The sequence below is a fragment of the Novosphingobium sp. BF6 genome (assembly GCF_058273105.1).
In genome coordinates this window covers 1,325,185-1,339,373 of record NZ_CM177775.1, presented here as the reverse complement: position 1 = coordinate 1,339,373, position 14,189 = coordinate 1,325,185, and the positions used below count along the sequence as shown (strand labels likewise).

Sequence of the window (14,189 nt, the reverse complement as noted above, 5' to 3'; positions counted from 1 at the left end):
CCGCCCAGCCAAATGCAGCCCGGTAGCGCTGCCCCCATACCTGCCGCGAGATGGGCGGTATGGCCGATGCAACCTTCACCGCCGTAGACCTGTCGCGCATTCCGCTGCCTGACGCTGTCGAGGAACTCGATTTCGAGACCCTCTTCGCGCGGGCGCTGGCGCGCATGAAAGCGCTGATGGCGGAAGAAGGCGTCGATTTCGACGGCCGCGAAAGCAATCCCTCCACGCGGGTGCTTCAGGTCTTCGCCTACGAGGTCCAGCTGCTGTTGCAGCGCCTCAACGAGGCCGTGCGCGCGGTCATGGTCGCCTATGCCGTAAACAACGACCTCGACAATCTCGCCGCCGGTTTCGGTGTTGTCCGCCGGACCATCACGCCCGCCGACGACGTGCTCGGTATTCCGGCGGTAATGGAGAGCGACACCGAATTCCGGCGCCGCATTGTCCTGGCACCCGAGGGCTACTCGGTCGCCGGTCCCGAGGGCGCCTACATCTACCACGCGCTGTCGGCGCATCCCAACGTGCTCGACGCCAGCGCCACCAGCCCCGAGCCGGACGACATCCGCGCGCTCGTGCTGGGCGTCCTGCAATCCAGCGCTGCCCCCACCGCGCTGGTGACGGCGATGACCGCCGCGCTCGACGGTGCGGTGTGGCCGGGCGAAGTCATCGTATCACTCCTGTCCCGCGTCGATGACGGTGCCGCCAGCGCGGATCTCGTGGCCGATGTCGGCGATTACTTGTCCGGCGAAGACATCCGCCCGCTGACCGACCATGTCATCACCCAGTCTGCCGAGATCGTGCCCTACACCGTCGAGGGCACCATCAAGACGTTCTCTGGCCCCGACGGCGGCGTCGTCATGGATGCCGCGCTGGCCAGCGCCAAAGCCTACACCGACGAGAGCCACCGCCTCGGCCGCGACATCACCCTATCCGGTCTCCACGCCGCCCTGCACGTCGAGGGCGTCCAGAATGTCCAGCTGACCCACCCCCCTGCCGACATCATCATCTCGCGCACGCAGGCGCCGTTCTGCACCAAGATCGACGTCACCTATGCGGGCATCGACGAATGACCTTCGCGTCGCTCCTGCCGCCCGGCTCCACAGCGTTGCAGAAGGCCCTTGAACGGGTCGGCTCGGAGATGCTCGACCTCCCGAACCTCGTCCGTGCGGTGAAGTCGGCCACGGACAGCCCGCTGCAATTCCTGCCGTGGCTGGCGTGGGAGCGTTCGCTCGACAACTGGTCCTCGGACTGGCCCGAGGCGATCCGCCGCGAGCGCGTGCGCCAGGCAATCCCGATCGCGCGCCGCAAGGGCACCGCCGGTTCCGTCCGCGCCGTCGTGCAGAGCTTCGGCGGCTCGGTCGCCCTGCGCGAATGGTGGCAGATGGAGCCTAAGGGCATCCCCCACACGTTCCAGCTGATCCTGAATCTCGAACAGAAGGGCGCGCCCGCCACTGCTGCCTTCGTCGATCAGGTCATTGCAGAGGTCAGCCGCGCCAAGCCGGTGCGCAGCCACTTCACTTTCACTCAGGGCATCACCGCCGCCGCCGAAGTCGGCCTGGTCGCGGCTGTTCGCCCCACTCTCTTCGCCCGCCTGTCCTGCACAGCGCCTGCGGCCTGACCGGAGCACCCATGGCCCTTACGATCACCGTCACCACCGCAGGCCGCGTCGCGCTGCTCAACGCCAGGAAGACGGGCACCGCCGCCGTGACCATCACGCAGGTCGGCGTTTCGGCAACTGCCGTCGTGCCATCGCCCGAGGCGCTCACGCTGCCCGGCGAAAGCAGGCGCATCGCCACGATCGCTGGCGACGTCGTCGCCGCCGACATGATCCACCTGATTGTCCGCGACGAAAGCACGGACGTCTTCACCGTGCGCAGCTTCGCCCTCTATCTCGCGGACGGCACCCTGTTCGCCATCTACGGCCAGGCTAACCCGATCCTCGAAAAGTCGGCGCAGGCGATGATGCTGCTCGCGATCGACGTCCAGTTCGCGGACATCGACGCGGCCCAGCTGACGTTCGGCGACACGAACTTCCTCAATCCGCCCGCGACCACCGAGACTCAGGGCGTGATCGAGATCGCGACCGAAGAGGAAACTGCCACCGGGGTCGATACCCAGCGAGCGGTGACGCCCAAGACGCTGAAATCCGCCGTCACCAAGTGGATCGACGCCCGCTTCGGCGAAGGCGCACCGTCCGCATTCGTGAAGACGCTGCTTACGGCAGCATCCGTCGCTGCCATGCGGATCTCGCTGGAGATCAAGAGCGCCGCGCTCAAGGATGAAGGCGCGGGCAATGGTCTGGACGCCGATCTGCTCGACGGCCAGCACGGCGCCTACTATTCCGATGTGCCCGCGCGCCTCGGTTACGTGCCGTGGGGTCCGAACAACGACGGCGCCGGGTCCGGTCTGGATGCTGGCCTGTTCGCCGGTCAGCTGCCTTCCTACTACACCGATATCCCCTCGCGCTTGGGGTACACGCCGCTGGACAAGGCGGGCGGTACCATGAGCGGCCCCCTGACCCTCGCCGCGAACCCTGCGACCGCGCTTCAGGCCACCCCGAAACAGTATGTGGACAGCCTTGTCACTGCCGCTGCCTTGCTTGCAAAGCTGCTGACCGTTGATGGATCGGGATCCGCCATCGACGCCGATCTGCTCGACGGTAATCATGGCAGCTACTTCACCGACATCCCGGCGCGGCTCGGCTTCAATCCGCTCGCGGCCTCGGCCTACACAGCTGCCGACGTGCTCGCGAAGCTGCTGACGGTCGATGGGTCCGGCTGCGGGCTTGATGCCGATCTGCTGGACGGTCAGCATGCCAGCTTCTTCGCCCCGCTCGCCTCGCCAGTGTTCACCGGAAATCCTGCGGCGCCCACTCCGGCACTGTTCGACAACGACACCAGCCTCGCGACGACCGAATTCGTGCAACGCGCCCTTGGGTCATGCTCGGGCTTCGCGCAGTTTTCCAGTGCAACCACACTGACGACCGCGCATGCTGGCAGGATCGTCAATTTGATCGGCACGGCATCCTTCACGGTCACACTGCCCGCTTCCGCAACGATGGGGCCTGGAGGCAGTGGCGGCGTCATCTACCTGGTGAATACTGGCATGGCGCCGGTCACGGTCCAGCGTGCTGGCACAGATGTCATTTACGTTCACGGCGGCGCCGCAGGTATCGCCCAGACCACGATCACGCTCAATCAGGGCGACTTCGCAATCATGTGCTCGGCAACCGGCAACAGCTGGTTTCCCCTGTCTGCGAACACGTTCACCAACACGCTCGCGGCAACCGGCAGTTTCCGGCTTCCCGGCGGGCTTGTGATCCAGCAGGCCACGGTATCGGTCACCGGGACGATCGGCGCAGGCAACTTCACGACCCTGAACGTCACCTTCCCGCAGCAATTCCGCACCGCGTGTTTTGGCGTTGTGGCCTCTCCAGTAACCAACGCCCTGACAGCCATTCAGACCGGTGGGCAGAGCCAGACCGGCTTTAGCGCGGTCGCCTCCAACATGTCGTCTGGCCCCCAGTCGGGCAACGCATTCAACTATCTGGCTTGGGGTAACTGACATGCAGCATTCAGCGCTCTGGATCGAGGCGGATGCCCGATTTGCGTTCTCGCCCATGGACGGCACGAGCGTTCCCGAAGATGGCGCGGTCCTGCTCACCGAGGAGGAGCACGCGGCGCTGTTCGCCGCGCAGGCTGAAGGCCTTCAAATTGTTCGTGGCGAGGACGGCGCCCCGGTTGCGGTGGCGCGCGCGCCGCTGACGGAGGAGCAGTTGCTCGAAGTGCTGCGCGCGCAGCGCAATTCGCTACTCGCCGCATCCGACTGGTCGCAATTCGCTGATGCCCCGCTGACCGATGCCCAGCGCGCCGCTTGGCGCGTCTACCGCCAGGCGCTTCGCGATCTTCCCGAAACCACCGCCGACCTCGCCACGATCGCGTGGCCGGTCGCTCCAACCGAAAGGCTTTGAAATGCCCGAACTGACCACGAAAATCGGCACCTACGACAAGGACAAGCGCAGCGTCCCGGTCACCTTCACCAGCGGCGACATCGTGCACAAGCGCGACGTTAACGCGGTCTTCAAGGCCGACGGCTCTTTCGACAAGGCGGGCACGAAAGCCCGCGTCGAGGAGGTCGCGCTCGGCGTGGCACACAAGATTGCGCTCGGCATCATCACCGTGCCCGCTCCCGAGCCGGAGGCGCCGATCGAAGACGCCGCGGATTCCGCTACTGATGAGTAAGTGATCGGCGGCACTTCACGCCGCCCAATTCCCCCTTTACGGAAGGGGGTCTCGGATGTTCCCGCATCTCGAAACCAGCGAGCCTGCACTCGCACTCTCCGGGCAGCACGCCTGCCCCTTCGAGCACCCTTCCGCGTCTCAGGCGCGGAAGGGCAATCGTGCAGGATCAATCACATGTCTACCCCTTTTGTTCTCGTTGACCCCGTTTCTCCCCCGGCCGGTTACATCGGCGGAAAACGGAACCTTTCCAAGCGCATCTGCGCCATCATCGACCGCACGCCGCACTCCAGCTACGCCGAGCCTTTCGTGGGCATGGGTGGCATCTTCCTGCGCCGCACGCGGCGCCCGAAGGCCGAGGCGATCAATGATATTTCCGGTGATGTCGTCGGCCTGTTCCGGTGCCTGGCCGAACATTATCCCTACCTCGTCGATATGCTGCGCTTCCGCGTCACCAGCAGGGCCGAATTCGAGCGGCTGCTCGGGCAGGATCCCGAGCGGCTGACCGACCTACAGCGCGCCGTCCGCTTCCTCTATCTCCAGCGCCTGGCATTCGGTGGCAAGGTGTCCGGCCGGACCTTCGGCGTTAGCGCCTCGGCCCCGGCCCGCTTCGACGTCAGCAAGATCGAGCCGATGCTCGCCGACATCCATGACCGCCTGCAGTCCGTCGTGATCGAACGACTGCCCTACAGCGACTTCATCCGCCGCTATGATCGCGAGGGCGCCTTGTTCTACCTCGATCCGCCCTATTGGGCCTGCGAGAAAGACTACGGCCCCGATGTGTTCACCCGCGAGGACTTCGCCGCGCTGGCCGACCAGCTGGCGGGGATTAAGGGGAAATTCCTGATGTCGCTCAACGACAATGAGGGCGTACGCGAGACCTTCGGCCGCTTCATCGTCGCACCAATCGAGACCACTTACACTGTGGGCTGCACGGCGCGGCCGGCGCGCGAAGTGGTGATCAGCAACTTCAGGCTGGCAGATAACGACGATTGAGGCATGGCCCCGCATCTGCGCGCACGGCAGACGCGGGGCCTATTACTACGGGCTGTGAAAGCACTGGATACGCCACTAAGCCTTAAAGCCAAGGTTTGATGAAGTGAGACTCGTCACGTTGAAGGCTGGCCGCACTTCGAAATCGATCCGATGCATTTTCCCTGCGACTCCGAATTCGATCCAGCGAGGCAAACTCTTGAGCCTGATGTGAGCTGTGGTAGCGCTGTTGACCGGATTGTTGAAAACCCTACCAAAGAACCCACCCTGCGCGCTTTCCCCGCAGGTCATTGCGATTATTCCGGGATTGGTCAAACCGCGTGGTGCAGGATAGAACGCCTCCAACAGATCGCGTTCATCCTCGCTCACCACAGCTTGGGTGGGCGCCCAAGTCCCGGTCCGAGGCCAAACCTCAAGAACGTGATAGCCATCGAGACTGTGAAGTTGATGACCAAATTTGAGCGGCTCCACATGAGACACCTTTTTTGCGCCATCGAGACCCTCTTGAACTTGCTGCACCCATTCGTTGCTATGCAAATTGACGCACAGACGCGTTGCCAAGGCAGACGGGATCAACGAGCCATCGAAGTCGCCTGCAAACAAACCTATGAGAGGAAATTGAGTCCCTCGGGTCCGCAGGGCGCGATCCAGCGCGTACGCGAGCTCTTCTTGGCAGGGCTCGCTCTTCAGGCTGTTTTCTGACACGTACAGCGCCCAAGCTTCAACCTCTGGGGCGCTGATAGCGGCTGAGATTTGCTCCCACAATCTCCGTCCCGCGAGAAGGTGCGCGCGATCGTATCCTACTTCGATCCCCGCTGCGCGAAGCTCAGATATGACATGGTCGACGTCATTTTCTTCATTGTCTTTCCACGCGTAGGTCAACCACAACTTCGCCACTGGGGATTTTCCTCTGCTGCCTAGAATTCAGAGAATACCTGTGAAGCATCGCTTTTCATTTGGCTAGACGGCCCACCAAATGAAGCCCGGCGAAACCTGATCCTTCTCGCGCCATGGTCGCACCATGGCGCAATCCAACGACCATGAGCAGCTGACCGGCGAGGTCATTCAGGTGGGCACTGTCGCGTCCATCGACCATGCCGCGCGTACCTGCACCGTCCAGCTGGGCGACCTCGAAACCGGCGATCTGCCATGGGTCGCCCTGCTCGCCGGGCGCGTGAAGCTCTGGTGCCCGCCCTCGGCAGGCGAACAGTGCGCCGTCCTTTGCCCGGAAGGCGACGTCGATAGCGGCCTCGTGCTGCCCGGCATCTACTCGGACGCCAATTCGCCGAGCACGTCGGACCCCGACCTCTTCCAGCTCGAATTCCCTGACGGCGCCGTCCTCTCCTACAACCACGCGACCCACGCGCTCACCGTCAACCTGCCCGCAGGCGGCACCGCCGCGCTTACCGCGCCGGGCGGCGTCACGATCGAGGGCGACGTCGCGATCAAGGGTAACGTCTCGATCGAGGGCAAGGCCGAGGCATCGGAAGACGTCATCGGTGGCGGCATCAGCCTCAAGGGCCACAAGCACACCGGCGTCGCCCCAGGATCTGCGCAGAGTGGAGCGCCTGTCTGATGGCCGCCATGGACGAAACCACCGGCGAACTGATCGAAGGCGTCGACGACATCCGCCAGTCCGCCGGAATCATCTTGCGCACCCGCATCGGCTCTTGCGTAGGCCGCCGCGAGTTCGGCTCGCTGGTGCCGGACCTGATCGACCAGCCCATGACCCGCGCCAACATCCTGCGGATCTACGCGGCCACCGTCATTGCACTCACCCGCTGGGAAGACCGCATCCGCCTGGATCAGGTCGGCCTCATGGCCGGTGCCACGCGCGGCTCCGCCGTCGTCGTCCTCGACACCCGGCGCACCGGCACCGCGTCGAACGCCCGCTCCCGTCTTCTCGTGCCCGTCTCTCTCTAACTAAGGATCCTGTTCATGGCCTTCAAACACGGCATTACCCTCACCGAGATCAGCGACGGCGCCCGAACGCTCACCGCTGTCTCCACCTCCATCATCGGCCTGGTCGCCACCAGCGCCGACGCCGATGCCACCACGTTTCCGCTCGACACCCCGGCTCTGGTCACCGACATCGAGACCGCGATCGGCAAGGCAGGCACGGACGGCACGCTGGCCAAGTCCTTGCGCGCCATTGCCGACCAGACCCGCGCCGTCGTAGTCGTCGTGCGCGTCGAGGAAGGCGCCGACGCCGCCGAGACTACCAGCAACGTCATCGGCACCACCACGGCGGATGGCAAGAAAACCGGCATGCAGGCCCTGCTCGACGCCAAGTCGCAGCTGGGCGTGAAGCCGAAGATCCTCGGCACCCCCGGTCTCGAAACGCAGGCCGTCACCACCGCGCTTGTTACTGTCGCCAAGAAGCTGCGCGGCTTCGCCTATGCCCGTGCGATCGGCGACACCGTTGCCGCCGCTCTGCTCTACCGCGCCAACTTCTCCGCGCGCGAACTTATGCTGCTGATGCCGGACTTCCTGCTGTTCGACACCGCGACCAGCGCCAACGTCACCGGCTATGCCGCCGCCTATGCCATGGGCCTGCGCGCGCTGATCGACACCCAAAACGGCCCGCACAAGACGCTCTCGAACGTCGCCGTCAGCGGCGTCGTCGGCATCAGCCAGCCCATCCGCTGGGATATCGAGGATGACACCAGCGAGGCAAACCTCCTCAACGCGTCCGAAGTGACCGCGCTTGTCCGCACCGATGACGGCTTCCGCTTCTGGGGCAACCGCACCTGCTCGGACGATCCGCTGTTCGCGTTCGAGAGCACCGTCCGCGTCGCCCAACTGCTCGCCGATACCGTGGTCGCGGGCATGCTCTGGGCGATCGACAAACCGCTGAACCCGGCGCTGGCGAAGGACATCGTCGAGACCGTCAACGGCTTCGGCCGCCAGCTGAAGTCGCAGGGCATCGTGCTGGGCTTCAACGCCAAATACGACGAGGCGAACAACAGCACTGCCAGCCTCCAGGCGGGCAAGCTGCGCATCGACTACGACTACACCGTGCCGCCGCCGCTCGAAGACCTCGGCTTCAACCAGCGCATCACCGACAGCTACTTTGCGGACTTCGCGAACCAGCTGGCCGAAGCGGCCTGATCCGGCCGCCCTTTCCCCATTTCGAACATAGGAGCCAGCCATGGGATTCCCCCGCGTCCTCAAGGACCAGATGCTGTTCAACGAAGGCAATGACTACCAGGGTGATGCCAAGACGGTCGGCCTGCCCAACCTCACCCGCAAGATGGAGGAGTATCGCGGCGCCGGAATGAGCGGCGCCGTCTCGCTCGACATGGGGCAGGAGGCCATGGAGGCTTCCATGACCTTCGTCGGGCCGATGCGCGACATCATCCGCCAGTGGGGCACGCCCACCGTGGACGGCGTCTACATGCGCTTCGCCGGAAACTACCAGCGCGACGACACCGCCGAAATCGACACGGTGGAAGTGATCCTGCGCGGCCGGTTCTCGGAGATCGAGTTCGGCGATCAGGAGACCGGCGAGGTCGGCGACTTCAAGGCCACCATGGCCGTCGCCTATTACAAGCTGGTCTGGAATGGCCGCACCGAGATCGAGATCGACCCGCTCAACATGGTCGAAGTCGTCAACGGCATCGACCTGCTCGCCGCGCGCCGCAACGCCCTCGGCATGTTCTGATCCCCCGGCCCGGCCGCGCGCCGGGCCGCATTTCTACTCGAAAGCACGAAGGCTGAGCCTTCCATTCCCCCGGAGACAATTCATGACCCGTGCCAAGGCCAATCTGGCCGCATCGACCGCCATTGCCACCGCTGCCGCCCCGGAGGTTCGCACCGTCACGCTCGACGCGCCGTTCACGCGCGGCGAAACCACGATCGAGACTGTGCTCGTCCGCAAGCCCAAGTCCGGCTCGCTGCGCAATCTTTCGCTGTCGGCGCTCCTCAATCTCGAATACGGCGCGCTCGAAACGCTCCTGCCGCGCATCACCGATCCGATGTTGTCGAAGCAGGATATCGCAAACCTCGATCCCGCCGACCTCACCCAGCTCGGCAGCGAGATCATGGATTTTTTGCTGCCGAAGGGCGCGAAGCAGGATCTCTCCCAGCGGACGTAACCGACGCCATGGCGGATATCGCTAGCGTCTTCAGCTGGCCGCCGTCCGAGATGGACGGATGGTCCCTTGCCGAACTGATGGTCTGGCGCGCGAAAGCCGAAAAACGCGCCGGAACCACCGACACCTCACCGAAACGCGGGAAACGATAAGTGTCTGACAGGAATCTGCGCATCCGGGTGCTCATGGAGGGCGCCGACCGGCTCACCCGGCCGATGCGGGACGCTGCCTCGGGTTCCACCCGGCTTGCGCAGACCCTGAAGGCCACCCGCGACCAGCTGAAAGGCCTGCAACGCGCGCAGGCCGATGTCGGCGAGTTCCGCCAGCTGAAACAGGGCATGCGCGAGAGCGAGCGCGCGATGGAGCTGGCGCGCGCCCGTGCGACCGAACTCGGCCGCGCCATGGCCGCAACGGCCAAGCCCACCCGCGACATGCGTATCGAGTTCGATCGCGCCCGCCGCGACGCCGAGCGCCTGACCGCGCAGCATCGTCAGCACGAAACCCGCCTGACCGAGGTCCGCAGCCGTCTCGCGGCGGCCGGTGTCTCGACCCGCAACCTCGTGGGCGAGGAACGCCGCCTGCGCAGCGAGATAGAGCGGACGAACAACAGCCTGCACAATCAGGATCGGCGCCTTCAGGAAGTCTCCGACCGGGAGCGCCGTTTCTCCGCTGCCCGATCGCGCTTCTCGCAGGTGCAGGGTTCGGCCGCCGGTCTCGCTGCTGGGGGCGCCGCCGCGATCGGCACCGGCCTGGTCGTCGCCCGGCCGCTGGAAGGTGCCGCGCAGGACGCCATGGAATTCGAGTCGGTGATGACCGACATCAACCAGAAGGTGAACCAGAGCCGCGAGGCCGGGCGCCTGATGGGCCTTGACTTGCGCAAAGCCGCGCTGGCGGTCAACCAGCTGCCTTCCGATCTGCAGAAGGGCGTGGACACGCTCACCGGCTTCGGTCTCGGCGCGCAGCAGGCCGTGGCCATGATGACGCCGATCGGGCGCGCGGCGACCGCCTACAAGGCGGAAATCGACGACCTCGGCCGCGCGACCTTCGCCTCCTACGACAACCTGAAGGTGCCGATCGCCCAGACCGGCAAGGCGCTCGATGTGATGGCCCAGGCGGGCAAGAGCGGCGCCTTCGAAGTCAAGGACATGGCGCAGTACTTCCCCGAACTGACCGCCAGCATGCAGAGCCTCGGTTCCAAGGGCATCCCGGCCGTCGCGGATCTCGCCGCCGCGCTTCAGATCACCCGCAAGGGCGCGGGCGATTCCGCTGGAGCTGCGACCAACCTTCAGAACCTGCTCTCCAAAATCAACGCCGGGGACACGATCAAGAACTTCAAGAAGTTCGGCATCGACATTCCCGCCGCGATGAAGAAGGCCGCCAAGGAAGGTCGCAGCCCGATCGAGGAGATCGTCCGCCTGACCCAGCAGGCCACCGGCGGCGACCAGGCGAAGCTATCCAGCCTGTTCGGCGACATGCAGGTGCAGCAGGCCCTGCGCCCGCTCATGTCGGCGTTTCAGGAGTACCAGAGCATCCGCGCCGAAGCGCTCGGCGCCGACGGCACCGTCAACACCGACTTCGCCGACCGCATGCTCGACAGCGCGGAGAAGGTGAAGCGGCTGCGAATTCAGGCGAAGGATCTCTCGACCACCGTGGGCGATCAGCTGCTGCCCATGATCGCCTCGGCATCGGACTACATGTCGTCATGGGCGGGCCGCATCGCGGACTTCGCGAAACGGCACCCCCAACTGACCCGCGCCCTTGCCTTCGCCACTGCGCTTTTCGCCGGACTGTTCCTCATCATGGGCGGCGGCGCCATCATCCTTGCCGGTCTTGTCGCCCCGTTCGCCGTGCTGTCGGCCGCCGCCACGGCGCTTGGCATCGGCATGCTGCCGCTGATCGGCATCGTCGCCGGTATCGTGCTGGGCATCGGTCTGCTCGCGGCAGCGGGCTATCTGATCTACGAGAACTGGGGCGCGATCACGACGTGGTTCAGCGGCATCTGGACCGAGATCCAAGGCTACTTCAACGGCGGCATCGCGGGAATTGCCGCCATGCTCGTCAACTTCTCGCCCATGGGCCTGCTCTATGCTGGCTTCGCCGCGCTGATGAACTGGCTGGGCGTCTCCATGCCGTCGCGCCTGTCACAGGCGGGCAGCGACCTGATGCAGGGGCTGATCAACGGCATCACCGGCCGCCTGTCGGCGCTGAAATCGACGATCGTCGGCGCAGCCAACTCGGCGGTCAGCTGGTTCAAAGAGGTGCTCGGCATCCATTCGCCCTCGCGCGTCTTCGCCAGCCTCGGCGGCTTCGTCATGGCTGGCCTGGACGAAGGCCTTGCCGACAACACGGCGGGGCCGCTGCAACGCGTCGGGCAGCTCGGGAGCTGGATGGCCAGCGCCTTCTCGGCCGATGGGCTGGTGCCGCGCCTCAATGCCATGTCCGGGCAGATGGCGGGCGCGCTTGCGGCGGGTGCCGCCGGAACCGCCTTGGCCGTCACACCGGCAGCGGCGCAGACCGGCGCAGCTGGCGCGGCATCGGCGCCGGTCTCCATCTCCTACAGCATCAAGATCGAAGTCACCGGCGGCGCCCAAGGCCAGGACATTGCCGACGAGGTCCGCAAGGCGATCGAGCAGATCGAGCGCGAGCGGCGCGGTCGCGGCTTCGGCGACGACTGAGGAATCCCACCATGCATCTGCTTGCCCTTGGCATGTTCCTGTTCGAGATCGGCACGCTCGGCCCCGACGAATTGCAGCGCAAGACCGACTGGCGCCACGCCCGCTCGGGCCGCGTCGGCGCGCGCGACGCGACGCAGTTCGTCGGCCCCGGCGATGAGACGATCAGCCTTTCCGGCGCGGTCTATACCGAGATCGCGGACGGCCGCGTCTCCCTCGACGAACTGCGCGAAATGGCGGACGCGGGCGAAGCGCTGCCGCTGGTCAGCGGCAACGGCAGGGTATTCGGCAATTACGTCCTCACCGCGATCGACGAGCGCCATGCCGTGATGATGGCGGACGGCACCCCCCGCCGGATCGACTTCGGTATCGACCTCCTGCGCGTTGATGACCCCGCGCCAACCAACGCCACGGAAGCTGCGGCATGACCGACGCCATCAACAATATGGCCGACTGGCGCGTGACGCTCGACGGCAAGGACCTGTCCGACCGCATCAATCCCCGTCTGGTCTCACTCACCCTGTCGGAGAAACGCGGCGACGAAGCAGATCAGCTGGACATAGTGTTGAGCGATACGGACGGCATGCTCGCGATCCCCAAGGAAGGTGCCGTGCTCAAGCTGCAGCTGGGCTGGAAGCAGGGCCGCGACGTCACCGTGGGCCTGATCGACAAGGGCAGCTTCAAGGTGGACGACGTCCAGCACAGCGGTCCCCCGGACCAGATCACGATCAAGGCGCGCGCGGCGGATTTCACCAGCGCGATCCGCAACCGCCGGTCGCAATCGTGGAAGAAGACGACGCTCGGTGCCGTACTGCGGGATATCGCCGGGCGGAACGGGCTGGCCGCGCGCATCACCGCGTCGCTCGCCTCGATCGCGCTGCCCTCGATCAGCCAGAGCCGGGAAAGCGATATCGCCTTCCTGCGCCGCCTCGGCCGCGAACACGACGCGGTCGCCACGATCAAGGACAAGAACCTGATCTTCGCGCCGAAGGGCGCCGGGCAGACCAGCACCGGCAAGGCCCTGCCCACCCTCTCGATCACGAAGGCCAGCGGCGATGGCCACAACTGGCAGCGCCAGAAGCGCGACGGCCAGCAGGGCGTTACTGCCAGCTGGCACGACAAGAAGGCCGCGAAGCGCAAATCCTTCACCGTAGGCAAGGAGGACGGCGCGAAGAAGATCCGAAAGGTCTATCCGGACGAAGCGTCCGCCAAACGCGCCGCCGTCGCCGAGCGCGACCGCCTGAAGCGCGCCCCGGCGACATTCGATATCCGGCTCGCACTGGGCAGGCCGGATGCCATGCCCGAAGCCCGCGTCAGTGCATCAGGCTTTAAGGATGAGATCGACGCGACGACGTGGCTGATTTCAGAGGTCACCCACCGCTTGGACAATCGTGGCGGCTATCAAACCGAAATCCGTATGGAGACCTCACCATAAAGTCGCTAAGGATCAAATGGTTATAGGAAAGACGCTGATGGACCCAGAAATCATCAAAAAGATTGTGGAGTTGCCCGCAACTCTTCAGGTCACGCTTGCAAGCGGCTTCTGTGCATATCTGATAGCGTACATGGGCATTCGATACGCGCATAAAGCGACCGATACTGTGTTTCTGTCACTAGCGTTTGGCTTGGTGGCTCTTTTCGTAATCAACACGCCGCTGGAAATATCGTCGCGATGGCAGGGTGTATTAGCATTCTGCTCCAGCATTTTTGCTGGGCTTCTCTGGCGCATCGTGGTCCGTGGGTTCGTGAGGTCTGTTGCTCGTAAATTCAATTACTCGTGGGCTGACGATACGTTAGCCGCTTGGGACTGCTTGCATGAAGACAGCAAGAATGGCCCCACCCAATTGACGGTCGAAACGAACGATGGCTGGACTTACTATTGCTCTAACGCCGAGCGCGTTCGCGATATGCCACATGGTCCATACACGTTTGGCACGACAGGCGACGTTCTGATGTATGTCGACCGGTCTGAGGGGCCGGGAAAGCCCGCGGACGAGGTCACCGGAGTGTTCGACCCTCAATGGGGCAATCTGGTGACCTACATCCCCAAGGAACGAATAAGCCGGATTGCGATCCGACTTACTTCCCCCGCTGCGAAGGAGGCGGCGTGGAAGGTGCGGGTGCGGGCGAAGGCTGCGAATTTGCGCCGTCTCCTCCGCCTGTAGAAGGCCTTGGTCGGTATGAATACTCGCGAT

Annotated in this window: 17 protein-coding genes; 16 read left to right on the top strand and 1 reads right to left on the bottom strand. The window is 64.7% G+C overall.

The genetic code is table 11. From position 1 onward, the window contains the following. The first annotated feature begins 59 nt into the window (after positions 1-59). The 6 genes from AC4D6D_RS06695 to AC4D6D_RS06670 all read left to right on the top strand — a co-directional run bounded on the left by AC4D6D_RS06695 (position 60) and on the right by AC4D6D_RS06670 (position 5,231). Positions 60-1,067: a baseplate assembly protein gene (locus AC4D6D_RS06695; protein WP_491326995.1), complete on the top strand. Its 1,008-nt coding sequence runs from the start codon at positions 60-62 to the stop codon at positions 1,065-1,067. Then, positions 1,064-1,615, top strand: a complete 552-nt coding sequence (locus tag AC4D6D_RS06690; RefSeq protein ID WP_491326994.1) for a phage tail protein I — start codon at positions 1,064-1,066, stop codon at positions 1,613-1,615. The genes AC4D6D_RS06695 and AC4D6D_RS06690 overlap by 4 nt, the downstream gene beginning before the upstream one ends. A gap of 11 nt (positions 1,616-1,626) precedes the next feature. After that, positions 1,627-3,561, top strand: coding sequence for a gp53-like domain-containing protein (locus AC4D6D_RS06685; RefSeq protein ID WP_491326993.1), 1,935 nt, complete (start codon positions 1,627-1,629; stop codon positions 3,559-3,561). A 1-nt stretch (position 3,562) separates the two neighbouring features. Continuing rightward, on the top strand, positions 3,563-3,967 hold the full coding sequence (locus AC4D6D_RS06680; protein ID WP_491326992.1) for a tail fiber assembly protein: 405 nt from the start codon (positions 3,563-3,565) through the stop codon (positions 3,965-3,967). 1 nt (position 3,968) lies between these two features. Continuing rightward, positions 3,969-4,238, top strand: a complete 270-nt coding sequence (locus tag AC4D6D_RS06675; RefSeq protein ID WP_491326991.1) for a hypothetical protein — start codon at positions 3,969-3,971, stop codon at positions 4,236-4,238. Positions 4,239-4,412: 174 nt separating this feature from the next. Further along, positions 4,413-5,231 (top strand): DNA adenine methylase, encoded by an 819-nt coding sequence (locus AC4D6D_RS06670; RefSeq protein ID WP_491326990.1) that lies wholly within the window; start codon positions 4,413-4,415, stop codon positions 5,229-5,231. Positions 5,232-5,306: 75 nt separating this feature from the next. On the opposite strand, the gene AC4D6D_RS06665 is transcribed toward AC4D6D_RS06670, so the two are convergent. Beyond that, positions 5,307-6,125 carry a toll/interleukin-1 receptor domain-containing protein gene (locus AC4D6D_RS06665; protein ID WP_491326989.1) on the bottom strand — a complete coding sequence of 273 codons (819 nt, stop codon included), beginning with the start codon at positions 6,123-6,125 and terminating at the stop codon, positions 5,307-5,309. Between the two features lie 124 nt (positions 6,126-6,249). Between AC4D6D_RS06665 and AC4D6D_RS06660 the strand changes: the two genes are divergently transcribed. The 10 genes from AC4D6D_RS06660 to AC4D6D_RS06615 all read left to right on the top strand — a co-directional run bounded on the left by AC4D6D_RS06660 (position 6,250) and on the right by AC4D6D_RS06615 (position 14,159). Further along, entirely contained in the window at positions 6,250-6,804 is a 555-nt protein-coding gene (locus tag AC4D6D_RS06660; protein ID WP_491326988.1) for a phage baseplate assembly protein V, read from the top strand. Continuing rightward, positions 6,804-7,151: a GPW/gp25 family protein gene (locus AC4D6D_RS06655; protein WP_491326987.1), complete on the top strand. Its 348-nt coding sequence runs from the start codon at positions 6,804-6,806 to the stop codon at positions 7,149-7,151. The genes AC4D6D_RS06660 and AC4D6D_RS06655 overlap by 1 nt, the downstream gene beginning before the upstream one ends. A gap of 15 nt (positions 7,152-7,166) precedes the next feature. Further along, entirely contained in the window at positions 7,167-8,339 is a 1,173-nt protein-coding gene (locus AC4D6D_RS06650) for a phage tail sheath subtilisin-like domain-containing protein (protein WP_491326986.1), read from the top strand. Between the two features lie 40 nt (positions 8,340-8,379). Beyond that, positions 8,380-8,892, top strand: coding sequence for a phage major tail tube protein (locus AC4D6D_RS06645; protein ID WP_491326985.1), 513 nt, complete (start codon positions 8,380-8,382; stop codon positions 8,890-8,892). Positions 8,893-8,974: 82 nt separating this feature from the next. Further along, the gene (locus AC4D6D_RS06640) at positions 8,975-9,325 is read left to right on the top strand and encodes a phage tail assembly protein (protein ID WP_491326984.1); all 351 of its coding nucleotides are present in this window, start codon (positions 8,975-8,977) and stop codon (positions 9,323-9,325) included. 8 nt (positions 9,326-9,333) lie between these two features. Next, positions 9,334-9,474, top strand: coding sequence for a GpE family phage tail protein (locus tag AC4D6D_RS06635; RefSeq protein WP_491326983.1), 141 nt, complete (start codon positions 9,334-9,336; stop codon positions 9,472-9,474). After that, positions 9,475-11,997 carry a phage tail tape measure protein gene (locus AC4D6D_RS06630; RefSeq protein ID WP_491326982.1) on the top strand — a complete coding sequence of 841 codons (2,523 nt, stop codon included), beginning with the start codon at positions 9,475-9,477 and terminating at the stop codon, positions 11,995-11,997. Between the two features lie 11 nt (positions 11,998-12,008). Beyond that, positions 12,009-12,422: a phage tail protein gene (locus tag AC4D6D_RS06625; protein ID WP_491326981.1), complete on the top strand. Its 414-nt coding sequence runs from the start codon at positions 12,009-12,011 to the stop codon at positions 12,420-12,422. Further along, entirely contained in the window at positions 12,419-13,429 is a 1,011-nt protein-coding gene (locus AC4D6D_RS06620) for a contractile injection system protein, VgrG/Pvc8 family (protein ID WP_491326980.1), read from the top strand. Before AC4D6D_RS06625 ends, AC4D6D_RS06620 begins: the two co-directional genes overlap by 4 nt. A 37-nt stretch (positions 13,430-13,466) precedes the next feature. Continuing rightward, positions 13,467-14,159 carry a hypothetical protein gene (locus AC4D6D_RS06615; protein ID WP_491326979.1) on the top strand — a complete coding sequence of 231 codons (693 nt, stop codon included), beginning with the start codon at positions 13,467-13,469 and terminating at the stop codon, positions 14,157-14,159. The last annotated feature ends 30 nt before the right edge of the window (positions 14,160-14,189 follow it).

Bases quoted from the DNA above. Each gene is read 5' to 3' on its own strand.
- AC4D6D_RS06620 (WP_491326980.1), top strand. From the start codon at position 12,419: ATGACCGACGCCATCAACAATATGGCCGACTGGCGCGTGACGCTCGAC.
- AC4D6D_RS06650 (WP_491326986.1), top strand. From the start codon at position 7,167: ATGGCCTTCAAACACGGCATTACCCTCACCGAGATCAGCGACGGCGCC.
- AC4D6D_RS06660 (WP_491326988.1), top strand. From the start codon at position 6,250: ATGGCGCAATCCAACGACCATGAGCAGCTGACCGGCGAGGTCATTCAG.
- AC4D6D_RS06635 (WP_491326983.1), top strand. From the start codon at position 9,334: ATGGCGGATATCGCTAGCGTCTTCAGCTGGCCGCCGTCCGAGATGGAC.
- AC4D6D_RS06685 (WP_491326993.1), top strand. From the start codon at position 1,627: ATGGCCCTTACGATCACCGTCACCACCGCAGGCCGCGTCGCGCTGCTC.
- AC4D6D_RS06645 (WP_491326985.1), top strand. From the start codon at position 8,380: ATGGGATTCCCCCGCGTCCTCAAGGACCAGATGCTGTTCAACGAAGGC.
- AC4D6D_RS06625 (WP_491326981.1), top strand. From the start codon at position 12,009: ATGCATCTGCTTGCCCTTGGCATGTTCCTGTTCGAGATCGGCACGCTC.
- AC4D6D_RS06675 (WP_491326991.1), top strand. From the start codon at position 3,969: ATGCCCGAACTGACCACGAAAATCGGCACCTACGACAAGGACAAGCGC.
- AC4D6D_RS06670 (WP_491326990.1), top strand. From the start codon at position 4,413: ATGTCTACCCCTTTTGTTCTCGTTGACCCCGTTTCTCCCCCGGCCGGT.
- AC4D6D_RS06640 (WP_491326984.1), top strand. From the start codon at position 8,975: ATGACCCGTGCCAAGGCCAATCTGGCCGCATCGACCGCCATTGCCACC.
- AC4D6D_RS06690 (WP_491326994.1), top strand. From the start codon at position 1,064: ATGACCTTCGCGTCGCTCCTGCCGCCCGGCTCCACAGCGTTGCAGAAG.
- AC4D6D_RS06680 (WP_491326992.1), top strand. From the start codon at position 3,563: ATGCAGCATTCAGCGCTCTGGATCGAGGCGGATGCCCGATTTGCGTTC.
- AC4D6D_RS06695 (WP_491326995.1), top strand. From the start codon at position 60: ATGGCCGATGCAACCTTCACCGCCGTAGACCTGTCGCGCATTCCGCTG.
- AC4D6D_RS06615 (WP_491326979.1), top strand. From the start codon at position 13,467: ATGGACCCAGAAATCATCAAAAAGATTGTGGAGTTGCCCGCAACTCTT.
- AC4D6D_RS06655 (WP_491326987.1), top strand. From the start codon at position 6,804: ATGGCCGCCATGGACGAAACCACCGGCGAACTGATCGAAGGCGTCGAC.